The following is a 25,518-nucleotide window of genomic DNA, read 5'->3' on the forward strand; positions in this document are numbered from 1 at the left end:
TTAGGAATATTTCAAACCTAATGTAATGGATTTTTTATGCACCTTGCTTTTAGAACCGCTTTTGTAACACTCTTCTCCTTCATTATTACTTATCATTGTTCCGCACAGGAATCTATGAAGCTGATTTCTTCCTTTGCACAATTCTTAGAAGAAAAGTCAGACAAATCCAGCTACCCAGAACAATATCATTTTGATTTTTCCTTTACGGTAAAACAAAATTCCCCCACAGAAAGTAAGACATTCTATATTTTAACTTCAAAAACAAAAAAATACTTCGCAATGACATCAGCTTTAGAAGCCAATGACATGATTGTATTTGACACAGACCTTGATCAGATGATTGTTTTCTGTAAAATAGACACGAGTAAATATGCGATCAGTGGTCCACTATCATTTTTTGATACCAATAAAAGTTCCCTATCTAAATATAATTTCACTAAAACTGCACCTAATGTATATACTGACTCACAAAAACACATAGAAATTGTACTCACACAAGACTCAAAATTTAATAATTATGGATTAAAGAAAGGTTTTTGGATGATAATTCAAGAATCTTCTACATTGGATATACCTTTATCAGAAAAAGGTACTATTTTAAATGTAAAGAAGCTAGAGAAAGGAACAAGTGAAGGTACTAGTTATTCCATTATTGAAAGAAATGATATTAATATCAATCATTCCATTAAAAAGAGTAGACTATTAGATTTTAGCATTCTAGCGGATTCCACTTTTATGAAACAGAAAGATTAACCACTCACTTCTCAAAAATTTATTCACCAAATGCTTACAACCATCTATATTCTAGGATTTATCGTTGTGTCGCTACCAATAATCGGTATCTACTTTTTGTATATGCCCACTAATTCCTCTTATTCAAATAGTACCGCAGATAATATTCAATCAAGTACATCTGAATTAGAAAAACATGTAAGAGCTCTTTGTTCCACAAGTGACTATAGAAACTACAAAAATAAAGAGGCACAAAAAGAAGCTGTAGATTATATTTTCAATCAACTGCAGCATTTTGGCTACAAACCATCCATCCAAACTTTTGAGGCGGCGAATGAGGAATATAAAAATATAATTGCATTTTACGGCGACCCAAATCAAGAAAGAATAATTGTTGGCGCTCATTATGATACTTTTGGTGATCAGCACGGTGCTGATGACAATGCAAGTGGTATTGCAGGCGTTATAGAAATAGCACGCTTACTCAAACAGCATCAGCCACAGTTAGACTTCTGTATAGAATTAGTGGCTTACGCCAATGAAGAAAGACCATTTTTCACCACAAAAAGTATGGGAAGCTATGTGCATGCTGAAAGAAACATCAATAACAATGTGAAAACTAAATTAATGGTTTGTTTAGAAATGATTGGTTATTTTGACGATCGAACCGGCAGTCAAAGCTATCCTATTAAATTTTTAGACAAGCTCTATCCTAAGGAAGCGAATTTTATTGCAATTGTTGGAAACCTTTCCAATCATTTTGTTGTAAAAGGATTGAAACACGCTATGAAAAAAACATCTAAAACACCTATTTATTCCATTAATGCTCCCTCAAATATTAGAGGCTTAGCCAATTCTGACCACAGAAATTATTGGCACTTCAATCAGAATGCTGTAATGATTACAGACACTTCTTTTTTTCGAAATCCCAATTACCATACTAAAAATGATACTCCTGAGAGTTTGGATTTCGAAAGAATGAACGAAGTCATCAAAGGCACTTTTTATGCAATAACTCAAATTTAATCTTTAAAAAATACCATGAATTACTCAGAAAAGTACAAAAGTGATTTTCAAAAAATAGAATGGGATGAATCTTCCAAAATTCTAAAATCAACTTGGAATACTCCTATTAATATCTCCGAAGAACTTTACAGAAATGAAATAATACAATACCTCAGGGTTACAGAAGAAGTGGCTCCAAAGTTAATTTTGGTAGATGCTATCAGAGCCTATTATAATGTTAAACCTGAGACTCAAGATTGGATAAATGAGCAAAGTGTACCTCTTAATGTAAAAATAGGATTAGAAAAAATGGCTTTTATAGTTTCTTCTGATATTTTTTCGCAAATGTCTTTTGAGAAAATTTTAGATAAAACGACCAGTGAAATAGATCTTTTTATATTACAATACTTTGACGATGAACAAAATGCTACCGAATGGTTAACAAACTCCTTGGATTAGTTATATTTTATATATACATTTACAATTATTATCAATACATAGTACTAAACATTATTTGAACACTACTAAATCTATCAAACCTATGAAACATATTTTTACAATAGCTCTACTTACTTGTTGTGTAGTTTTTTTGGCATGTACCAAAGTTCATAAAACTAGTCCTGAGTCTGCTTCTTTCGACGATCGAAAAAGAGAATCTCAGTTCTATAATTTTAAAATGAAAAAATTAAACGGGGAATATTTAGACTTTCAAACGCTGAAAGGAAAAAAGATTCTTATCGTTAATACAGCTTCAAAGTGTGGTTTTACTCCTCAATATGAAGCATTGCAAAAAATGCATGAAGAACACGGCAATGACTTAGTAATTCTTGGTTTTCCATGCAATCAATTTGGAGGACAAGAACCAGGCACAAGTGAGGAAATTGCTTCTTTCTGCAAGTTGAATTATGGCGTAACTTTTACAATGATGGAAAAAGTGAACGTTAAAAAAGGAGACGATCAAAGTCCTCTTTACAGATGGCTTTCAGATCCAGCAGAAAACGGATGGAATGACGAGGCTCCTTCATGGAACTTCTGTAAGTACTTCATCAATGGAAAAGGTGAATTAAAAGACTTTTTCAACAGCAATGTGAAGCCAACAGACGCTGAGTTTGTTGAAGCTATCTCAAAATAATTGCTTGACAAATCATAAAATCCTAACCTTTCAACAGTAGTCATTAAAAACTTACTGTTGAAAGGTTTTTTATTTAAAGCATGGTTATGGATAAAAAATTCTGGACAGATAAATATAAAAACAACGAAACAGGCTGGGATATAGGCTATATCAGCACACCACTAAAAGAATATATTGATCAGCTGGATGATAAGGATTTGAAAATTCTTATTCCTGGGGTTGGGAATGGCTATGAGATTGAGTATTTATGGAAAAAAGGCTTCAAAAATTGTTTTGCTTTAGATATCTCTGAAGCTCCACTTCAAAATGTAAAACAAAGGTGCCCTGATTTCCCCGATGAACAATTGATCTGCAATGATTTTTTTCAACTAGAAATTGATAATTTTGATTTAATACTGGAACAAACCTTTTTTTGTGCTTTGAATCCCGACCTTAGAAAACAATATGCAACGCAAATGCATCGTTTACTGAAAAAAGGTGGTAAATTGAGTGGGTTGCTCTTTGATTTTGAGTTGACAAAAAATGGCCCACCTTTTGGGGGAAGTAAAGAGGAGTATTTATCTCTTTTTGAACCTAAGTTTGAAATAAAAATACTTGAAAGGTGCTACAACAGTATCCCGCCTCGAAGCGGCAATGAATTATTTTTTAGTATAATAAAGTAGCAAAAAAGGTATAGAAATTTTCTAAAGATGAATAAACAAATTGGTATTAAAGTTCTTTGGCTTGATCAATATGCCAGATTAAAGGAAGAAAACAGTAAGTTGAAAGCAGACCTTGATAATGCTTTGGAATACTGTAATGCCCTCCTTGAGGAAAAGGAAGATTACGATTTCAATGAAAAAGAAGAGGAACCTTTAATGGAAGCGATCAATGCTTTGAGACTACAGCGAAAAGCGTTGAAAGTGATTGAAGAGGAGAGAGCTTGGGTTTCTGAGGGACTTACTAAATTTGTTGACATTCTTAGAACTTCTCAAAGTAACCTGGAAGAACTCTGTGATCAAATCATCAACAACCTTGTCTCTTACTTGGGTGTAACTCAAGGCGGTTTGTTTATTGTAGATGATAATATTGATGACAGAAAAGAGTTGATGCTTATTTCTGCCTACGCCTATGAAAGAAAAAAGTACATCAACAGAAATGTAAAACCTAGAGAAGGCTTAGTAGGACAAGTTTTCATTGAGAAACGTCCGATGTTCTTGAAGGAAATCCCTGAGCAATACGTCAATATTTCAAGTGGACTAGGACAAGCAAGACCTACCAACTTATTTATTGCTCCAATGCTGATGAATGAGGAAGTTTATGGTGTGATCGAGCTAGCTTCGCTGAAAGAGATGCCTGAATTCCAAAGAGAGTTTGTATTGAAGCTGGGTGAAACAATTGCTTCTACTATTGCAGCAACAAGAAACTCTGACAGAATGAAAACCTTATTGGAAGACTCTCAGGTACAGGCAGAGCAGATGAGGGCACAGGAAGAGGAAATGCGTCAGAACGTAGAAGAGCTTCAAGCTACTCAAGAAGAGATGCACAGAAAGCAAAAAGAAATGGAAGCTGCCAATATCAAAACCAAAAATAATGAAGAGGTTTTGAAGAAAGCTTTCGAAAAAATGAGCACAACTGAAGAGAATTATAAAACCAAAATTGAAGAGCTTAATACAGCGGTCACCGAAAAAGAGGATAAAATTGCTTCATTAGAAAGAGAAATCGAGCTAAAAAATGAAGAAATCCAAAAATTAAGGGGACAACTTTAATATAAATTCTAAACAAAACATAGGTTATTGCAAGAACTTGCAATAACCTATTATTTTTGCCGTGGAAAATTGTATTTTTGCAATTCCATAATTTTTAGTGAAAGTAAACAAATAAAAAGGTGGCGTTTTTAACGCTTCCGGCAAAAATAGCGATATATGAAAATCTCCTTAAATTGGCTAAAAGGCCTAATTGATATAGAAGACAAAACGCCACAGGAAATTGATGAGCTTTTAACCAGTTCTGGTTTAGAGGTAGAAGGAATCGGTGAAGTTGAAGAAGTGAAGGGTGGACTGAAAGGTTTAGTTATTGGCGAGGTTTTAGAATGTGAGCAACATTCAAACGCAGATAAATTAAGAGTTACAAAAGTTGATATCGGTGGGAAAGAACCTGTACAGATTGTATGTGGTGCTCCTAATGTCGCTAAAGGACAAAAAGTTGTAGTTGCTACTGTAGGCGCTGAGCTTTATCCTTCTCCAACAGAAAGTTTTAAAATTAAAAAAGGTAAGATCCGTGGTGAGGTTTCACTAGGTATGATCTGTGCTGAAGATGAAATCGGATTGGGTACTTCTCATGACGGTATCATGGTTTTAGACACTGATATGGCCAACGGCACTCCTGCTGCAAAATATTTTGGTTTAGAAAACGATCAGGTTTTTGAAATCGGTCTTACTCCAAACCGTGTAGATGGTTCTTCGCATTATGGTGCTGCTCGTGATTTGAAAGTTTTATTGGATCGCGAAATTAAGCAGGCTACTAAAGCAGAATTAATCGAAAACTTCAAAGTAGATAACACTTCTACTTCTGTAAAAGTAAATGTTCAAGCAGAAGAGGCTTGTCCAAGATATACTGGTTTAACTATTTCTGGAATCACAATCAAAGAATCTCCGAAATGGATTAAGCAACGTTTAAATTCTATTGGTTTAGCTCCTATCAACAACGTAGTGGATATTACCAACTTCGTTTTACATGAATTAGGACAACCACTTCACGCTTTTGATCTAGCAAAAGTAACGGGCAACGAGGTGAACGTAAAGTTCGCTACTGAAGGTGCTAAGTTCACTACTTTAGACGAAGCGGAAAGAGAATTAAAAGGTAACGACTTGATGATTGCCAATGCTTCTGAAGATATGTGTATCGCAGGTGTATTCGGTGGTTTAGATTCTGGTGTTACTGAAGGAACTACAAGCATCTTCCTAGAAAGTGCTTACTTCCACCCTGACTTTGTTCGTAAGACATCTCAGCAACACAGTATCAAAACAGATTCTTCATTCCGTTTTGAAAGAGGTTGTGACCCGAACATGTGTATCACTGCATTGAAATATGCGGCAATGTTGATCAAAGAGTATGCTGGTGGTGAAATCTCTTCTGAGATTGTAGACATCTACCCTACTCCTATTGAGAACTTCATTATTGATGTAAAATTCAAAAATGTAGATCGTTTAATCGGTCAGCATATTCCACAAGACAGAATTATCTCAATTCTTGAAGGTTTAGAAATCTCTATTTTAGAGCGTACTGAAGAAACAATCAAAGTTTCAGTTCCTCCTTATAGAGTAGACGTACAAAGAGAAGCAGATATCATTGAAGAGATCTTAAGAATTTACGGTTTCAACAGTGTAGCATTAGATGAGTCATTATCGACTGATTTCTTGGCGAGTTTCCCTAAGAAAGACAAGCAAATCCTTCAGACGAAAGTGACTGAAATGCTTGCAGGAAGCGGCTGTTTCGAAATCATGACCAATTCTTTGACTACTAGCAAGTATTCAACAAGTTTAGCGGATATCGACGAATCAAAAGACGTAAAAATCTTAAACATCTTATCTGCAGATTTAGATGTAATGCGTCAGTCAATGTTATTCTCTGGGCTTGAAGTAATCGATAGAAATATCAGACGTCAGCAGAAGAATATCAAAGCATTTGAATTTGGTAAAACATACCATAAAGGAGAAGAAGGTTACACAGAAAAAGAACACCTTACATTATTTGTTTCAGGTACTTCTTCTGATGAATCTTGGATCAGAAAAGCTGTAAATGCTGATTTCCATACAATCTCTTCTATCGTAGAAAGAATCTTTGAAAGATTAAATATTCAAGGTATTTCTAAGGAATATGTGAAGAATGATACTTTCTCTTATGGCTTAACTTACACTGCTAGAAAGCAAGTAATTGCTACAGTGGGCATGGTCAATCCTAAAGCTGCCAAATTAGCAGGTGTAAAAACGGAAGTATTCTTTGCGGATATCGACTGGTCTGCATTAGTGAAAATGTATAGTGCAGATTACAAATTCAAAGAACTGCCTAAATTCCCTGAAGTACGTAGAGATTTATCTTTAGTATTGAACAACAAAGCTACATTTGCTTCAATTCAGGAAATTGCAAAGAAAACAGAAAGAAAATTATTGAAGGGTGTCAATGTATTTGACGTTTACGAAGGTAAGCACCTTGCACAAGGTTTGAAATCTTACTCTGTAAGCTTCATCCTTCAAGATGAAAATAAAACTTTAAATGATAAGACTATTGATAAATGTATGACAGCATTGATCAAAGCTTTTGAAAATCAGCTTGGTGCTGTAATCCGTAAGTAGTTTTATCAAACCACTCCCTTTTTATCATGCAGAAGGGAGTGGTTTCATTTTTTAAATTCCGATCAATTATGTCAACTGTCATCCCTCATTTAAGCGACGAACTTAAACTATTAGTTGAAAAAATCAACACCCTGCAAACACTTTATAAAAACGCACAGACTACGATTCATCAATTAAATGAAGATCGTATAAAAACTGAAAAACAGTTAGACGCAACTATAGATATACAAGAACACAGTGACCGTTTACAGGAATTGATCAACAAGGGAGATGAACAGATTGGTCAGTTAATGGAGGAGAAAAACACTTTGCAACAAGAAAGAGATGAAGCACAGCAACTATCCGAAGGGCAACAAAGTGTGATACAATTTCTCAATCAGGATATTGATCAATTAAGAAAAGAGATAGAAGAAAAAAATGAAACAATTGATGTTTTCAACGAACAAAAGAGAGCATCAATCATGGAGATTCAAAAATTGAAAATGGAAATCAGAGACCTTAACCCATTAAAGGAAACTCTAGAGAAACTTCAATTAGAAAATCAACAGCTTTTAAAGGAACAAGAAGAGAACAAAGCAGAAATTGAGTTGCTGAATGAGGAAATCGAAAGACTTTCTCAAGCGTAGGTTACTTTTTTGATAGAAAAGGATATAAAATTCCAATAATTAAAGTACATTTATTTTTTAAAAGGGAATTTTACTTAGATCGAAGAAAATTTCGGTTTAATATTCATATTCACATAGATTACAATAACGACCCGAAAGGGGTGATAACCAAAAAAACTTGTAGTACTAAACATGGGATTAAGATCCACTAAAGAGAGCATACAACTGAACATTTGTGGCAAATCGTATAACGTAAAAGCCAGCAAATCTGAGGAACATCTGCTTAAGAAAGCGGCAGAGCGTCTTAATCAGATCGTGGATGAAAAGCGTCAAAGCCTCTCTGGTGTAGATATGAAAGATCTACTTGTTATTACTGCATTTGATTTTGTAGTGGAAGCCTTGAAAGAACAAGATGAGTTACAGAATATCGCTAATCGTGTGAATGATATCAATAAACAATTAGACGAAATTTTACCTTAATATTTCTTCTTTTTTGATCTTGTAGTTCCTGAACATATATATTATTCAACTGTAGTCACCGAACTACGCACAGACCTCTGTACGTACAACATGGAACAAATAATTTTAGCTGCCGTTGTCAGTCTACTCATCGGAGTAGCAATCGGTAGATTTTTATTGGTGAAAGTCTTGAAGGGCATGGAAACGGCCGCGAAAGACAAAGCACAAGACATTGTAAAAGATGCAAAGAAGGAAGCGGAGAGCATCAAAAGATCAAAACTTGTGGAATCAAAGGAGAAATTCCTTAAAATGAAACAAGATTTTGACTCTGAAACAGCAAAGAGAAAGAATCAACTCAACGTAAACGAGAACAAATTAAAACAGTTCGAAAATCGTTTAAAACAACAAGAAGCTAAGCACAAGCAGAAGGAAGCTGTTATTGCAAAACAGATCGAATCTTTCAAAAAGAAAGATCAGGAGATGGAGCAACGCTTTGAGGAATTGGCACATCAAAAACAACTTACTTTTAAGGCAAAAGAAGAGGCTGAGCAACTTCGCTTAAAGCAAGTGGAGCAACTTGAAAAAGTGGCTAACTTGAAAGCGGAAGAGGCAAGAGAGCAACTTGTGGAAGCTTTACAAGATGAGGCACGCACTAAAGCTTCTATGCATATCAAGAATATCATGGAAGAAGCGAAGATGACCGCAACTAAAGAAGCTCGTAAAACAGTAATCACGGCGATCCAAAGAACTGCTGCGGAACAAGCTATTGAAAACTGTGTTTCTATTTTCAACCTAGAAAGTGATGAGCTGAAAGGTAAAATCATCGGTAGAGAAGGTAGAAATATCCGTGCATTAGAAGCGAGTACTGGTGTGGAAATCATTGTTGATGACACTCCTGAAGCAATCATTATCTCAGGTTTCGATCCTGTAAGAAGAGAGATTGCAAGAGTTTCACTTCACCGATTAGTGGCTGATGGTCGTATTCACCCTGCCCGTATCGAAGAAGTTGTTTCTAAAACAAAGAAAAATATTGAAGACGAGATCGTAGAAATCGGTGAGCGTACTGTAATCGACTTAGGTATTCATGGTTTACACCCTGAATTGATCAAGTTGGTTGGTAGAATGCGCTTCCGTTCTTCGTATGGTCAAAACTTGTTACAGCACTCTAGAGAAGTTTCTAACTTGGCAAGCACAATGGCTTCTGAGCTTGGTCTTAACTCTAAAGTAGCGAAACGTGCAGGTCTTCTTCACGATATTGGTAAAGTTTGGCCAGAAGAGCCAGAACTACCTCACGCAATCTTAGGTATGAACCTAGCGAAGAAATATGGTGAAAGCCCTGAGGTTTGCAACGCAATCGGTGCTCACCACGACGAGATCGAAATGACTACGCTTATTTCTCCTATCGTTCAAGCATGTGACGCTGTAAGTGGTTCTAGACCTGGTGCTAGACGTGAAATGATGGAATCGTACATCCAACGTCTGAAAGAATTGGAAGGTTTAGCAATGAGCTTCAAAGGGGTTCACAAATGCTATGCAATCCAAGCAGGTAGAGAGTTACGTGTGATGGTAGATGCAGATAAAGTTCCTGATCAAGATGCAGGACAATTATCATTTGATATTGCCAACAAGATCGAAACAGAAATGCAATACCCTGGACAGATCAAAGTAACTGTAATTCGTGAAACTCGTTCAGTACACTTCGCGAAATAATACAGAAAAAATATTATTTTTAAGGTCGGCTATTGATTTAGTCGACCTTTTTTATTTTCCAATTTCACATAAGTACTAGGACTGATAAAAAAACAGCTGTTTTTTTAATGAAGAATTAAGAATGATGAATGAAGAAAAATGGTTTTTATAGTGGTTCGGTGGAGGTTTCAGTACAATACCTCCTACAGAGGAAATAACGATAACCAAAAAAGGTGTTTAATTCTTTAGGCCACTAAAGCTTCCTGAGGTGCAGGAAGTACAACTCTTAACTCTTAACTCTTAACTCTTAACTCTTAACTCAAAATAAACATGTCAGATAATAAAACAAGATGCGAATGGTCAACACAGCATCAGATAGACCAAGACTATCATGATACAGAATGGGGAGTTCCTGTGTATGATGATCGTAAACTTTTTGAAATGCTATGCCTTGAAGGACAACAATCCGGTATGAGTTGGCATATTATATTACTCAAAAGGGAAAACTACCAAGAACTGTTTGAGAATTTTGAAGCTGAAGCCATCGTTGAATTTAGTGATGACTATTTGGAAGCCTTAATGCAAGAGAAAGGAATCATCAGAAATAAGCTGAAAATTAAAGCGATTGTCACGAATGCCAAAGCTTACTTAAAAGTGAAGGAAGAGTTCGGAACTTTTAAAGATTATATTTGGCAGTTTACAGACCATAAAGTCATTCAAAACAACTGGAAAACGATGGAAGAGGTTCCTACGAAAACGGAAATCAGTGACAGAATGAGTAAAGACTTGAAGAAAAGAGGTTTTAAATTTGTGGGGAGTATTACATGTTATGCGTACATGCAGGGCGTAGGAATGGTAAATGACCACACTGTAGATTGTTTTCGACACAAGGAAGTGCAAAAACTAGCAAAACAATAGAGGCAACTGCAATTGTCAATATTCTACTGTAAAAGGTAAAACCATTTTTTGTTGTACAGGCCTGCCACTTTGTTGTGCGATCATCCATTTTGGGGAACTTTTTAATACGGAGATAACCTTATTGTCAACATTACTTTCAATGCCTTTAAGAATTTTTATTTCTTCAAGCTTTCCATATTTATTGACGATAAATTCTACAAATACCTTCCCTTTTTGAGTGGGTTTATTGACTTCAAAAGTGGCATGAAACCAACTGTAAAACTCTCCCATTCCACCAGGATATGAAGCTGAAGTTTCGGGCATGGCATAAATAGTATCAGTATCTTCTGCTGATGCTGTTTTCATTTCATGATCCAACAACATAGAGAGTTCATTGGCGTGCATTCTAAGTTCCTCAGTCATAGGATAGTTATACATTTCCATAACCTCCGTCTTAGCAATATCATTAAGGTTTAAATGATGATGAGCTAACGACCTTATATATTGAATCTCCGAAGTAGTCCTCGGCAATAATGCGATAATTTCATCAGTTTTAATTAGTGCCTTATCAAATTCTTCCTGTTCCAATAATTCATAGGCATAATGTATATAATCCTTTGAAATTTCTTCAGGTGTTAATTGAGCCAAAGTTTTTAGAGGCAAGGCGATAACGGTGAGTATTACTAAGAGTATCTTCATTGTTCTGAGTGTGTAAGTATGGCCTATGTATATATAACGTGTTGCTTGTAGTAATTATTGTCTATTGAAATGTATACGTATATATGTAAATAAAGCAAGAAGTTACCCTTTTTGCAAATTTAATCCGCTCTCCACTTGACCCTGTAAGACAATCCACCTTCTACAAACCAAGATTCAGAAGCCATACCTCCATACAAATCAAGCATGAAATCATCTGTAATTAGATAAGATAAACCACCATCAACGCTAGGCTCAAAATCATTCAAATTACCATAAAGCTCAATAAAAGCACCCCATTTTGGACTTATTGATGCTGAAAAATTGAAAGTAGCAGGCAATATATACTTTGAGGTACCGCGTCTTGGAAAGGTAACGCCCAAGTTCATATTATACGCTAGCCAGTCATTGATTTGGTTTTGTGTCGCTATATTCATCAGCATACCTGCAGAAGTTCTCTCATAATCTTTATCTACCAATCGTGTTAAGACTCTTCCTTGAAATGCCATACTTGGAATCCAACCGTCATTTCTTAATACACTGTACTTAAAGCCTAGTTCAGTATCACTGAAGCCATCTCCTACTACAATTGTCTCTCCTTGAGTTCTTATTTCATCTTTGCTGTAATTCACCAAAGCTTCAATATCAAACCGCTCACTCAATGCAAATCTTAAAAATGTATTACTCTTTATATTCTTATTTTCTACTCCATTTCTCCCTTCAGTATAATTAAAACCAGTCTGTATTTGGAATACATGCTTACCTAATGTTGAAGCGCTGTAAGTCTGTCCCGGCCTGTCTGATGATATGGTTTCACTAAACTGAGCAAAAGTGACATGTGAGATTGAAAATGCCGATAATAAGAAGAGTAATATTTTGTATTTCATACTAGATTGAATAATTGTTTTCTCAAATTAAGTAAAACAAAATCGTCTTTTAAAACCGTTTTCATAAAGTCAACTAAAAAAGAAGGGATATTTATACTCATTCTACAAAAAAAGGCTACCCAAAATGAGTAACCACCTGATAATACTAATATTTTTTTATTCAAACACACTCGATCAATATCATAACAATTTACCAAACAAGGAAGCTTCACAAAATAACTCACACCTTAATTTTCTTAGGTTCAAATCAATAAAACTTACAACATTGAAAAAAACGCTGTGAAAACTAGACCTTGCTGCTCAAATGAAATACCAATTAAAAATATTATAACATAATACAAGAGGCTACCCAAAAATGAGTAGCCTCAAGACTATACTGAATTAAAAGAAAACAAAATTCTTATTCAAATTTGAAGTTTCTAATGTAGAATGTACCATCTACAGTGTGACCTCCGCCTCCAAATACTAAACCAACCATATCAAAGTCTTTTCTTGACTTCGCACAATCAGTCAAATCAAATGAAACGGTTACCCAAGTATCTGTTTCAGTCATTTCTGTAATATAAGCTTCTTTTGTTGTCCAGAATTGTGAATCTTCACTACCATCAGCTAAGAAAATCTCAATACCGTTTACCAAACCGCCTTCCTCAAATACATTTGAAGATGGAACGTAAACCTCAATTGATACTTTAGAGAAGTTTTCTAAACTAAAGTCAAAAGCTGTATTAAATTTAGCATCAGAATATTGATCTTCTGTTCCTCTTACATACTTACCAACACCTGTAGCTCCACCTGCTGGATCTGTTTCACCATAAGTAATAGTTGCTGAAGTAGGTGAGTATACAAGATCTGCATTTGTTGACTCTGTTTCAAAAGTGTTATAGAACTCTGTCAAAACTTTATCTTCTAAGTCACCTGCTTCTCCATCTTTAGCACCTGCTTCTTTTTCAGCACAGATTTCTTCAGGTGTTTTCGTTACTTCTTGTATTGTACAATCAGCAGTACCCTCTTCTGTTGCAATGTTCAATGCTGGCTCATCATCCCAGTTATCATAACTTACATATAATGCTTCGTTATAAGTACCATCATCAAATACAACTCGCATTAGGTCATAGCCATCATGCTCTTCAATAACACAAGATGTTGGCGTTACTCTATCTACTGGTACATTTGATTCAATCATACCACCTTCTTCTTCAACAGTACCGACTACTTTTGGAATTACCATCCATACTCCAAGACCTGTTAATTCTAATTGACCTGTTGCCTCATCATATGTATAATTGTAAGTTCCACTACCCCAAGCACTCACGTCTTCACCATCAGCATTTTTCATAGTCGCAGGAGAAGGAATAAAACATTTGTCAAAATTCTCATGTTCATCAGCACTTGTACCAAAAGGACCATACTCTCCCCAGAACCCATCATTATCTTTGAATTCTACCTCTCCATTAGCTTTAAAAATCCACTCTTGTTCATATAAACACTCTCTACTACCATCATTTATCAATTTCAAGTAACCTCCTTTGTCCGTATCATCCGGTCCAATTAAAATACTATAACACTCTCTGTATAATTTCCATTTCTTTTCTCCTGTCCCCGCAATTAGTGTTTCTGTTCCTGGAGCTACTACTGTGAGTGATTTTTCAAGTTTTGCACTTACACCATTTGCATTTTCTGATGTCAATTTAACTGTATAATCTCCAGCTGCATCATAAGTATATGTTGCATTTTCTTCAGAGCTTGTACCTTTTCCATCACCAAAATCCCAAGCATAGGTTGCCCCACCGATCGTTTTATTTTCAAAAGTTACCATTAAAGTATTTTCAGCATCAATGGTATAATCAAAATCTACCAAAGGAGGATTACTTGTGCCTCCTGCAGACGGTTCGTCTTTATCAGAGCACGCCCAGATAGCAACTAAAGATGCAGACAATAGGATTCCAATAAGTCTTGACTTTTGCCAAAACGTTCTTTTGTTTTCACTTTGTTGTTTCATGATATTTGTATAGTTTAAATTCATTTCACCTGTTAATTTGTTGTTTGCTTAGGTGAACTATAAAAAGAAAGAAGGAGAGAGCGATTTAAAAGAGATCAAAACACTCTCTAATATAGATTGGTAATTACCAACCTTCATTTTGTGTTAATACACCTGCAGAAAGTCGAATCTGAGATTCTGGTATCGGTAAAAACCCGTTTGTTTCCGGTCTAAAGCTGATCTCATAAGGAGTATCAACTGTTGCATTCTTGACGGTCATGCCATTTGCTGAGTTAATTGCTTGTCCTGCATCACCCCAACGTAATAAATCGTAATAACGAACACCTTCAAAAGCAAGCTCACGTCTTCGCTCTAATTTGATATTCTCTAAAGAAGGGTCTACAGTACCTAATCCTACACGGCTTCTCACTCTATTTAGATTAGCACTTGCATCTACTCCTAATTCAGCAGCCATCAGTAAGACATCTGAAAAACGTAAAACTACTTCATCTTGTATATTCCAAGTTTGGAAGTCATCAGGGTTTCCATATATATCATAGTACATTCCTTTAATGGCACTAGAACCATCTTCTGAAACAGTATTGACAATAATTGGTGTATACTTCTTATTCCAATAACCTGTTTCATGATAACAATCCCATTGTCCCCAAGTGTAATCATCTGCGATTTCTTCTTCAGGATTATCTACATGGATAATTGAACCATCCTTACGAGGATCTCCATCTTCATATACAGCTACTAACTCAGGGTTAACAGTTCCCCAGCCCCATCCATTACCGAATGGTAAACAAGCATCACCTTGGCCTCTCATTGCCATATAAAGTACCATCTGATTAGAGTAGCTTAGGGCATCAGTTCCATCATTTGCACCAAATACTGAGTATTTAATAGAGAAGACAACTTCTTTGTTTCCTAACGCGTCATCCACCCAGTTTAAACCGTTATTGTTAGCCCAAGTGTAATCATCTTTAGCGTATGCGTATGGCCAGTTATTTCTGAAATCATCATTCAAATCATGGCCACTGTTTTTGACACAGTCATCAATCCATGTTTTTACTTGAGTCTCTGTGATTTCACCACCATCAATCAATGGAAGAGCCGACTTATTATATTTACCTGTATAGAATAGGAAGATTCTAGCCATCAAACCTTCAGCAGCCCATTTAGTAGCATGTCCAATTGTGCTTACAGAGATTTGATTAAAACTTTGAGCAGGAAGTAATTCTATCGCTAACTTCATATCAGAAGCAATCTGAGCATATAATTCTTCAGACGAGGCTTTTGGTAAATTTAATGGCTCTGGAGATGTTACTAATGGTACTCCTCCAAATAGTTTTGCCATTCTAAAGTAAAAGAATGCTCTAAGAAAATGTGCTTCTCCTTTTAATTGATTCTTAATTTCCACACTTTCAAACTCAGCATCCTCAAAACGATCTAAGATTGTATTGACTCTAAAAATGCCTTTATAGGTTACCTCCCAGATTTCTAAGTATTTATCTTCAGCATTATTTTGGAAGTTATCCATAGCTTGAACATCTAAATCATCTGGACCACCTCCTCCAAAACAATCATCTGACATGATTGTAGAAATCAAAGTAGCATTATTACGTCCGCCGTTTACAGTGAGACAAGAATAACCTGCAGTTAATGCCTCATTAATTTCTTTGGCATTTCTATAGTAACTTGTCGTAGCCTGTTCTGTTAAATTATCATGCTCCAAAAACTTCTCACCACAACTAAAAAGCGATGAAATTAGGAAAGCACTAATAATTCCTTTTTTATAATTGAATTTCATTTTAGTCTTCGATTAAAATTTAACACTTAAACCTAACATATGTGTTTTTGACGCAGGATATAAACCTAAATCTATACCTGATGTCCATGAATCTGGACCATATCCCACTTCTGGGTCCATTCCAGAATACCCTGTAAATGTTAGGAGGTTAAGACCTGTGTAGTAGACTTTTAAATTACTCAATATCTTCTTGTTACTAATTAATCTACCAAAATCATAACCAACAGTTACATTACTTAATCTTACATAATCAGCATCTTCAACATATAAGTCTGAAACCCATTGGTTTTGATGATAAATCGCAGTTAATCTTGGCTTAGTAGTTGAAGTTCCCGGTCCATGCCATCTTTCATATACATCTGTTGTATAATTTTGCTTCGACTGATCTGCAAACGATCTCCATGAGCGGATATTTTGATGGCCTAATTGAGACGTGAATATTAATTGAGTATAGAAACCTTTATATTCTGCATTCAATTGTAAACCTAAAGTATAATCAGGTGTTGGGTTACCAATCATTTTTCGATCTTCATCATCAATAACACCGTCATTGTTTTGATCTACAAAACGAATATCACCTGCTTGCTGATCAGCGAAGTAAGGCTTACCTTCAGGACCAACCCACGCACTTGCTTCTTCTTGCGTTTGCATCACACCAGCAGTCTCTAACCCCCAGAAGTACCCGATTGGCATTCCTACTTGTACTCTATACATTTCACCAGTACCATGTGATAGTACATTAGATTGGCCGTGGATAATTTTTTCTGAATTATCAATGGCTACTACTTCATTTTGATTATAACCTAACGAGAATGTAGCTCCATAACTAAACTCATTTACCTTATGATTCCAACGAATTGATAGTTCATATCCTTTGTTTACAATCTCTCCACCATTAATAAATGGAGGTTCAGTTCCATAAGATTTTAAATTATCAGCTCTTACTAACCAATCCTTTGTTGCCTTGTGGTATACATCAGCAGTAACTTGTAGTTTATCATCAAAGAAATTCGCATCAAAACCAATGTTGGCTTGTTCAGATGTTTCCCAGCGTACATTTGGGTTAGGTAAACGAGCAGGGTAACCTCCTAAATGCTTTACATTTTTTGGACCCCCAAAGAAGTATTCTGCATAATCAAATGTAATTGTTGAAGAGTATTGGAATGCACCAATATCTTGGTTACCATTTTGTCCCCAACCACCTCTAATCTTAAAATATGAAATCGCTGGTATTTTTTCCATAAAATCATGAGTAGTAAGAATATAACCAGCAGAAAATGAAGGGAAAACGCCCCATCTATTTTCAGGCAAGAAGTTTGATGAAGCATCAGCTCTAATTACACCTGTTAATAATAGTGCCTCATTGAAGTTATAAGATACTCTACCAAAATAAGACATCATACCCCACCCAAAGTCATCTCTACCACCTAGTGATGTATAAGTTTCATCAACAACAGGAACATTATCTAAATAAGCATATTTTGCATCTTGGAAGATTGAGTTCTCATTATGCCCATCTAATGACAGGTTCTGAGATGTTTTTTGCATTTCTTGACCTAGTAAAGCTGTGAAACTATGCTTATTTACCTGTTTAGAATAACTCGCTGTGTTTGTCAATGTCCATGTTAAACCAGTATACATATTCTGGTCAACTGCATCACGAGCTCTTTGATCTTGGTTACCCAAATTATAAGCAGGAACCCAATTCCTTCCTGCTCCATTCCAGCTATTTACACCAAATTTTGATTGAATATTCAAATCTTTAATTGGCGAAATATTTAAATAAGCAGACCCTACAATATTATTATTATAATTATTATTATTCCCTCTATTATAAACCATTGTTGCAATTGGGTTTTCTTCACCTGTACTTAAATCAATGGCATAATGATAAGGATAAGCTGGATCATTTACATCAGTTGCATACATTGGTAATAATGGACTTGTTACCAACATGGCATGCAAATCATTATAATAGATATTACCTTGTGCTAAATTCGGTTTTCTACTATTTGTAAAGTTTAATGTTTGACCAATTTTCACTATTGCTCTACCATCTATATTTTTTGCTAGAACATGTTCCGTATTTAATCGAGCATTTACTCTTTTAAATGAATTATTGATTTGTTTACCAATAATTCCATCTTGCTGATAATAACTTACTCCTAATGAATAAACCGAGCCTTCATTACCTCCTGACATGTTTATAGAATAGTTCTGAGTAGGTGCATTATGATTATAAGTTTCATCTAACCAATTAGTTCCTGCATTAACACCTGTATAATAATCACCAAAATTTGGCACTAATCCAGTCCAGTTTATAGGAGGTCTACCACTGTTTGAGTTCGCCTCATTCATTATTTCGATATACTGCTGTGCATTTAATAACTCAGGCTTATTCGCAATTTGCTGCACACCATAAAACATATCAAATGTGATAGATGGTTTAGGTCCTTTTGTTCCTTTTTTTGTAGTCACTAATACAACACCATTCGCCGCACGTGAACCATAGATAGCAGAAGAAGCGGCATCTTTCAGTACGTCAATTGTTTCTATGTCTGATGGAGAAAGGTAATCAATATCTCCTACCTGAACACCATCAACAATATAAAGTGGACTAGAATTACCAATAGTACCCGAACCACGAATAACGACTTTTGTACCCGCACCAGGTGAACCGTTCGATTTTGTGATATTCACACCAGGTGTAATCCCTTGAAGGGCATCCATAGCCGTTGCTGTATTCAACTTCTGAAGGTCTTCACCTTTTACATTCAACGTAGCACCTGTGTTCAATTTCTTTTTCTCCACACCATATCCCACAACTACTACTTCTTCTAGTTGCTCTAAATCAGCTTCTAAGCTTACATTCACAACATCTGTAGCACCTACAGCTTTCACTAAATCTTTGTAGCCTACATACGTGAAAATCAATTCTGTTATTGGAACACTTGATGACAGCTTATAATTACCGTCAAAATCTGTTACTGTACCTATTGTAGTTCCTTTGACTACTACGTTTACTCCTGGAATTGGGGATTGATCCCCACCATCAAGCACTTGCCCTGTTATTACCCTGTCTTGTGCGTATAGCTGAAGAGAGCACAGCAAGGATATTAGAAACATTAATACTTTAATGTTTCCTTTTGAGTTGTAATACTGCATGTTTGTTTTCTTTGATAAGCGATAGTTTCTCATTTCAAAGGACATGATATAAATAGAAGAGAGAGCTTGTAATTTCTATTTTGTATACACTGCCCTACCTTTCATTGGAAATGAAGAAAGGTTTTGTAATTAGTCAACTAAATACATAGGAATACTATACTATATTCAATCTTATTTTTTGTACCTAATAGTTATAGAAAAAAAGAAAGATGTGTAGTTAAAGTAACAGACTTTGATGTCCTAGTACTTTTAAAAAATAATAGATTGTGTAGTAATAGTTGCTATTTCTTTAGTTGCTTTTAAAATGGTCAATTCAGTTATTTCATACTTATTGAATTTTTAAATAATGTAATAGATAGCTTATAACAGCTGTTAAAATTTCATATAGCAATGTTAATGATTTTTTGGATGCGTAATCAAATAAAACGGATTTCAATTTTACGATATTTATACTACATTTTTACTACCAAGAACTATTAACTAATTGAAATACTGACACTTAACAACTTCAACACGATTACTACATTAAATATTTATTTTACTGTAGTAGGTAGTTCCTTTTCAAATACATGTATTTTAGACACTTAAGCAAATTTGAAACTTTTCACGTCGAAATGAAAAAAGATTGAAAATATCATTTAAATAAACTAATCACACACATAAAAAAAGGTAATGGCTAACGAATTTAACCACTACCTTCATAGTTGACTTTAAAATTGTCAAAAATTTCTTTCAGGATTATTTACCCCAACCAAAGAAACAATGACCGTCTTTATTGTATCTTTCGCTGAATGAGAAGAAGAATGAAGCCTCTTCAGCCGCATTATCATCAGAGTCAGAGCCGTGTACTACGTTTCTGTCTGTTGATTTTGCAAATCTTTTACGGATTGTCCCTTCTTCTGCTTTAGTTGGGTCAGTAGCACCGATCAGTTTACGGTAATCTACCACTGCATTTTCTTTTTCAAGAACAGCTGCTATCACAGGTCCTGACGTCATGTATTTTACAACATCTTGGTAAAAAGGTTGGTCAGATAAATGGCGGTAAAACATTTCTGCTTGTTTTGTTCTTAGTCTAACCATTTTCATGGCCTGAATTCTGAAGCCTGCTTCATGGATCATTGTAAGGATCTCTCCAACGTAGTCTTGGTTTTCTTCACCGGGCTTAATCATTGTGAAAGTAAAGGTTCCCTTTTGTGGAGCATAGTTGTCTTGAAACATATGTTTTTTGTTTAGTGTTTAATTTATTTTGGCCATTAATTAAATTTCCGTCCTATCGTTATAGGCTTCATTTAATTTCTCTAAACAAACTTATAGTAAACTTCTTTTTAACACAAGAAAAAAAAGCTGGAAACAAGGCGTTTTTTTCCTTATTTCCAGCTTTATCTATTTTGAAATGCGAAGGTTTTAATACTCCTGCATCTGTATCAGTTTTGCGTATGCTCCATCTGTCTCGCTGATCAGGTCATTGTGATTTCCAATCTCAGCTATTTTTCCTTCTTCTAGTACTGCTATTTTATGAGCATTACGGATTGTAGAAAGACGGTGAGCAATAATTAAACTTGTTCTTCCTTCCATCAGCTTTTCTAAAGCATCTTGTACTAATTTCTCTGACTCAATATCTAAAGCTGATGTAGCTTCATCTAGAATAAGAATAGCAGGATCTTTCAGTATTGCTCTTGCAATTGCAATTCTTTGACGCTGACCGCCTGAAAGCTTCACACCTCTTTCTCCTACTAATGTCTCCATTCCCTCAGGGAAAGATCTGATAAAATCAAGTGCATTCGCTTTTCGTGCCGCCTCTATAATTTCTGCTTCAGAAGCTTCAGGATTACCGTAAGCAATATTCTCTTGAATTGAACCTCCAAATAACAATACTTCTTGTGGTACAACACCCACATGCTTTCTGAAACCAATTAGGTTATAATCCTGAGATGATTTTCCATCGATCAACAACTCACCGCTATCAATATCATAGAAACGTTGCAGTAAATGAGCAATCGTTGATTTACCGCCTCCTGACTTACCAACTAAAGCTACTTTCTCTCCTTTCTCAATTTCAAGATTTACGCCTTTTAATACTTCCACCTCTTTACGAGTTGGGTAAGAGAACTTCACATTATTGAAACTGATCTTCCCTTCTAACTTTGGAATTGTCTCTTTGTCTATTTCGTGCTCAGAATTCGCTGCTAGAATTTCTTCTACTCTATCTGTAGCACCCACTGCTTTTTGGAGCGTACCGTAAATGTCTCCAAGTCCGGCCAACGATCCTCCAATAAACATTGTATAAAGGACAAAAGTAGTTAAACTACCAATTGAAATTTCATCTACTGAAACCATATAAGTTCCATACCAAAGCACACCTAATATACCGCCCATCAATACAAAAATGATGAAAGAGATAAATGTACCTTTATATGTAGCTGATTTCAATGCAATATCCACCACCTTTGAGAGGTTGCTAGAATATCTTTTGATTTCAAAGTCTTCGTTGGCAAACGTTTTTACTGTACCAATAGATTGGATTGTTTCTTCTACTACAATATTAGCGTTTGCTAACTCGTCTTGTGTGCTTTTTGAGAGCTTACGGATGAACTTTCCAAAAATTATTGCGAAAATAATTAATATAGGAAAGCTAAGGATCATGATGGATGACAACTTAGGATTTTCATAGAATAAGATTGAAACACCAAATACAAGTGTAGCAATTTGTCTGAATAACTCCGCTAAAGTTGTTGAAAATGTGTCCTGTAAAACCGAAACATCCGAAGTGATTCTACTGAATAGCTCACCCGAACGGTTTTTATCATAAAATGACATCGGAAGCGACATAAACTTTTGATAAAGTGCCTTTCTGATGTCAGCAATAGCGTTTTCGTTTACTTTTGCAAAAAAGTATACTCTAAGGAATGAGAATATACTTTGAAACAATAAAACAGCCATTAAAGCTAAACCTACAGACTTCAAGTCGGGCAACCATGGAATTGTTACCTTCCCTTGTGCTGTATCCATCAACACACCAATCAATTTAGGCAGTGCTAATAATATTGTGCTTGAAAAGAAAAGACTGATTAAACCTAATGTAAAAACACCTTTGTAAGGCATCATAAAACGAAAGATACCTCTCAGTTTTTTTATACTTCCCTTGTCTAAACGCTGTTTTTTCTTCTCTCCAGAATCTTTACGCGCCATGTTTCTAAATATTCCCAAAACATTTTTTACTTAATACCGTCTGCAAAAGTAACTTAAATCACCATATAAAATACAAAATGATCACTTATTAATACTAAAAAAGCTCCATTTTTTAAATATGAAGCTTTTTCGGTGATTTAAACCATTGATTCCTTTTACAGAGAAGAGAATATGTTCTTTTTTATTCTGAATCCATTTCCACAGTAAATTCTCCTTTCTGATAAACGCATATTACTTTATTACCCTCTACGTTGGTTTCCAATTTCACAGGAAAATCAGACCAAAGTGTGGCTATATGTTGCATTGTTTTATGTACATAACCCAACTCTAACTCTCTTCCATCAAATTCATGTACCAATTGCAAGGTATTATTAATAGGAGCGATTCCTTTCACTTTAATAATAGGAATACTTCCTGTACCTGTCTGAGCAATCAAGGTGTCGCGAACTTCTTTCCACCCTTTCATATCATCTGAAATGTTGCTCACTGATATTTTCCCATTATTTCTCTCGTATTCAAAAAGACCTAATTCTTCCATCAACTCTCTTGTCAGGAATCGTCTTAGGAAAGATACATCTCGATCTACTTCTCTTACGTCAAAAATCTGAGGATTGATTTCATACTCAAACATGTCTTTTTTCCCTGCCAAATGGGCCATGATATTAAATCCGATATGATAAGGATTCAAACCGCCTACATGTGGACGGATGACCTGATTATGAGAACGGATAAAATCCACGTGCATTGCTGGCGGGAGTTTGAGTTTATGTAAGATGGTGTAATGCCAAAAACTCGCCCAGCCTTCGTTCATAATTTTGGTTTCCATCTGAGGAAGGAAATAAAGGGTCTCCTCTCTAACAATACTGAGAATATCTTTTTCCCAATCTTCCAGGAAGCGGCTGTTTTCAATTAAGAATAAAATTAAGTCTTCCGATAAAGACGGAATGAACTCTTCCTCTTTCTCCTCTTTTTTGAGTTCGTCCCAATAAGACTTATCCTTATTCAACGCTCCATAATAATGGCTTTTCTGTTCATGTTCTGATAAACGAACAATTCTTTGATTTCTATCCACATGAAAACTTATGGCATGCGCTGCATCTAAAATTCTTTCCACACCTTTATAACCAATACTTGGCGTTTCTATATAAGAGCGAATTCTATCAGCGTGCAATTTGAAATTCTCTAAAACAAACTCAGGTTTTGTGTGAGAGAAATTGATATTGTTCTTAAAAAAGTCATTGTGACCGTATACATGGGCCATCACCAAAATCTGCATAGACAGAGGGTTGTCTATCATCAGGTAAGCCAGACAAGGATCTGAATTGATAACCATTTCATAGGCCAATCCTTGGGCACCCATTTTATAAAGCGTGTTTTGTTTTTCGAATGATTTACCAAAACTCCAGTGCGGATATCTTGATGGCATACCCACATACGATTGATAACCAATCATATCGTGATAATCACACACTTCAAATTCCTGTGGATAGTAATCTAGTCCACATTCCTGTGCAATCTCTTCTATTTTATCATTCCAACGGGCTAAATCATCTAGGGACCAATCCATATTATTTTAGTTTTTAAGAATTAATGATTGATCAGTGGTCAGTTCATTAATCCATCATTGTATTACTTCTGTCTTTGTTCAGGAATTTTTTCAAGGCAGGCCAAACAGACTCCTTTGATCTCATTCTCAAGCAAACAAAGTTTTCTTCTTCAATTTTTTTGAACTCATCCAGCATACTTGACCAAGAGTAACCCATGTCAGGTTTTATCTCTCCGTATCCAAATAAGTTGCAGACCTGCGTCAGTTTCTCAGCAGTCTCAATAGCTACTTTATTATCAGAGGCAAAATTGTCACCGTCAGAACAGTGAAAGGCGTAGATATTCCAAAGTGCAGGATTATATCTGTCCTCTATAATATCCAATGCTTTTATATAAGCAGAAGATATCTTGGTACCGCCTGATTCTCCTTTATGGAAAAATTCATCTTCTGTTACCTCTTTAGCCTCTGTGTGATGAGCTATAAAGACGATTTCTGTGTTTTCATAACGGGTCTGTAAAAAAGTATACAGCATAAAATAGAAGCTTCTTGCCAAGTACTTTTTAGTTTGATCCATTGAACCTGATGTATCCATAAGACATAGAATTACAGCATTAGAATGTTCTTCTACATCAATTTGCAATCTTCTGTACACCAAATCATCATTATGGAATGGGAAAGTTTCATCAGATTTTTTCAAGGCGGCACTGTCCAGCCCTTTCGCTTTCATCCTTTTAATACGATTCATCATCGTCTTCCTTTTAGACAAGCGTGCTCTGATCCCTTTCTTCTGATAACCTACCAGCTTTCGGAGTACCTCCGTTTCAGATTGGAAATACTTTTTCTGATCCATATCAGGCAATTCCAAATCCTCAAACATCAGTTCCACAGCTTCTTCCAAAGAAATTTCTGTTTCGTAAATATCTTCTCCGGCATCTTCACCTGCTTCTCCTTTCCCCTTGCCTTTTTGAGGAGCTGACTGATCTTGAATGACCTGTCCTTTCTGTTCTTTTCCAGTACCTTGTGCAACGCCTTTTCCTTTATTAGAACCATACACAAAACGATATTCTTTCAGTCCCCTGATCGGTACTTTTATCTTTTTGTCTTTTGATTGCCCAATAATGGATTCATTTGCTATTACATCAGAGATTCCTTTTTTGATTTTGTCTTTGACTAACTCTTTATGGCGTTGACGGTCAGTCACAGACCTGTCTCTCTTCTGCTTACTAAATTCTTTAAAAATAGCCATAATACACTAAGTTTAATTCTAAATTTCAAAAAATGATGAGCAGAGAAGCTTGAAAATAAGACCATCGTTACAGACTATTTTCACGCTTCTATTTCTTCATCCTAATACTAAAGAGCATGCTTCTCAACATGCTCTTTTCTTA

Annotated in this window: 20 protein-coding genes; 11 read left to right on the forward strand and 9 right to left on the reverse strand. The window is 35.5% G+C overall.

All coding sequences use genetic code 11. The features are described from left to right. The first annotated feature begins 36 nt into the window (after positions 1-36). From HHU12_RS05480 to HHU12_RS05530, 11 genes are all read left to right on the forward strand, one after another. Positions 37-753 (forward strand): hypothetical protein, encoded by a 717-nt coding sequence (locus tag HHU12_RS05480; RefSeq protein ID WP_169655742.1) that lies wholly within the window; start codon positions 37-39, stop codon positions 751-753. Between the two features lie 30 nt (positions 754-783). Continuing rightward, on the forward strand, positions 784-1,758 hold the full coding sequence (locus HHU12_RS05485) for a M28 family peptidase (protein WP_169655744.1): 975 nt from the start codon (positions 784-786) through the stop codon (positions 1,756-1,758). Between the two features lie 15 nt (positions 1,759-1,773). After that, positions 1,774-2,196, forward strand: coding sequence for a hypothetical protein (locus HHU12_RS05490; protein WP_169655746.1), 423 nt, complete (start codon positions 1,774-1,776; stop codon positions 2,194-2,196). A gap of 82 nt (positions 2,197-2,278) precedes the next feature. Beyond that, complete coding sequence (locus HHU12_RS05495) at positions 2,279-2,869, forward strand: glutathione peroxidase (protein WP_169655748.1); 591 nt, start codon at positions 2,279-2,281, stop codon at positions 2,867-2,869. An 86-nt stretch (positions 2,870-2,955) separates the two neighbouring features. Beyond that, positions 2,956-3,531, forward strand: a complete 576-nt coding sequence (locus tag HHU12_RS05500; protein ID WP_317170450.1) for a methyltransferase domain-containing protein — start codon at positions 2,956-2,958, stop codon at positions 3,529-3,531. A 27-nt stretch (positions 3,532-3,558) separates the two neighbouring features. Continuing rightward, positions 3,559-4,617, forward strand: a complete 1,059-nt coding sequence (locus HHU12_RS05505) for a GAF domain-containing protein (RefSeq protein WP_169655752.1) — start codon at positions 3,559-3,561, stop codon at positions 4,615-4,617. A gap of 156 nt (positions 4,618-4,773) precedes the next feature. Continuing rightward, positions 4,774-7,203, forward strand: coding sequence for a phenylalanine--tRNA ligase subunit beta (gene pheT / locus HHU12_RS05510; protein ID WP_169655753.1), 2,430 nt, complete (start codon positions 4,774-4,776; stop codon positions 7,201-7,203). A 68-nt stretch (positions 7,204-7,271) separates the two neighbouring features. After that, on the forward strand, positions 7,272-7,829 hold the full coding sequence (locus HHU12_RS05515; protein WP_169655754.1) for a hypothetical protein: 558 nt from the start codon (positions 7,272-7,274) through the stop codon (positions 7,827-7,829). Positions 7,830-8,000: 171 nt separating this feature from the next. Further along, positions 8,001-8,288, forward strand: a complete 288-nt coding sequence (locus HHU12_RS05520; protein ID WP_169655755.1) for a cell division protein ZapA — start codon at positions 8,001-8,003, stop codon at positions 8,286-8,288. 90 nt (positions 8,289-8,378) lie between these two features. Then, the gene (gene rny / locus HHU12_RS05525; RefSeq protein ID WP_169655756.1) at positions 8,379-9,977 is read left to right on the forward strand and encodes a ribonuclease Y; all 1,599 of its coding nucleotides are present in this window, start codon (positions 8,379-8,381) and stop codon (positions 9,975-9,977) included. A gap of 309 nt (positions 9,978-10,286) precedes the next feature. Beyond that, entirely contained in the window at positions 10,287-10,874 is a 588-nt protein-coding gene (locus HHU12_RS05530) for a DNA-3-methyladenine glycosylase I (protein ID WP_169655757.1), read from the forward strand. Between the two features lie 15 nt (positions 10,875-10,889). Here HHU12_RS05530 and HHU12_RS05535 read toward each other — a convergent pair whose 3' ends face one another. From HHU12_RS05535 to HHU12_RS05575, 9 genes are all read right to left on the reverse strand, one after another. After that, positions 10,890-11,552: an energy transducer TonB gene (locus tag HHU12_RS05535; protein WP_169655758.1), complete on the reverse strand. Its 663-nt coding sequence runs from the start codon at positions 11,550-11,552 to the stop codon at positions 10,890-10,892. Positions 11,553-11,671: 119 nt separating this feature from the next. Beyond that, on the reverse strand, positions 11,672-12,436 hold the full coding sequence (locus HHU12_RS05540) for a transporter (RefSeq protein WP_169655759.1): 765 nt from the start codon (positions 12,434-12,436) through the stop codon (positions 11,672-11,674). A gap of 400 nt (positions 12,437-12,836) precedes the next feature. After that, positions 12,837-14,435, reverse strand: a complete 1,599-nt coding sequence (locus tag HHU12_RS05545; protein WP_169655760.1) for a PKD domain-containing protein — start codon at positions 14,433-14,435, stop codon at positions 12,837-12,839. Positions 14,436-14,559: 124 nt separating this feature from the next. Beyond that, entirely contained in the window at positions 14,560-16,230 is a 1,671-nt protein-coding gene (locus tag HHU12_RS05550) for a RagB/SusD family nutrient uptake outer membrane protein (RefSeq protein WP_169655761.1), read from the reverse strand. A 12-nt stretch (positions 16,231-16,242) separates the two neighbouring features. Further along, on the reverse strand, positions 16,243-19,428 hold the full coding sequence (locus HHU12_RS05555; RefSeq protein ID WP_205959788.1) for a SusC/RagA family TonB-linked outer membrane protein: 3,186 nt from the start codon (positions 19,426-19,428) through the stop codon (positions 16,243-16,245). A 705-nt stretch (positions 19,429-20,133) separates the two neighbouring features. Further along, entirely contained in the window at positions 20,134-20,613 is a 480-nt protein-coding gene (gene ndk, locus HHU12_RS05560) for a nucleoside-diphosphate kinase (RefSeq protein WP_169655762.1), read from the reverse strand. A gap of 186 nt (positions 20,614-20,799) precedes the next feature. Next, positions 20,800-22,584 (reverse strand): ABC transporter ATP-binding protein, encoded by a 1,785-nt coding sequence (locus tag HHU12_RS05565; protein ID WP_169655763.1) that lies wholly within the window; start codon positions 22,582-22,584, stop codon positions 20,800-20,802. 181 nt (positions 22,585-22,765) lie between these two features. Then, positions 22,766-24,151: a SpoVR family protein gene (locus tag HHU12_RS05570; protein ID WP_169655764.1), complete on the reverse strand. Its 1,386-nt coding sequence runs from the start codon at positions 24,149-24,151 to the stop codon at positions 22,766-22,768. Between the two features lie 46 nt (positions 24,152-24,197). Then, positions 24,198-25,376, reverse strand: coding sequence for a YeaH/YhbH family protein (locus HHU12_RS05575; RefSeq protein WP_169655765.1), 1,179 nt, complete (start codon positions 25,374-25,376; stop codon positions 24,198-24,200). Between the last annotated feature and the right edge of the window lie 142 nt (positions 25,377-25,518).

Source organism: Flammeovirga aprica JL-4, assembly GCF_012844305.1.
Taxonomy (GTDB): Bacteria; Bacteroidota; Bacteroidia; order Cytophagales; family Flammeovirgaceae; genus Flammeovirga; species Flammeovirga aprica.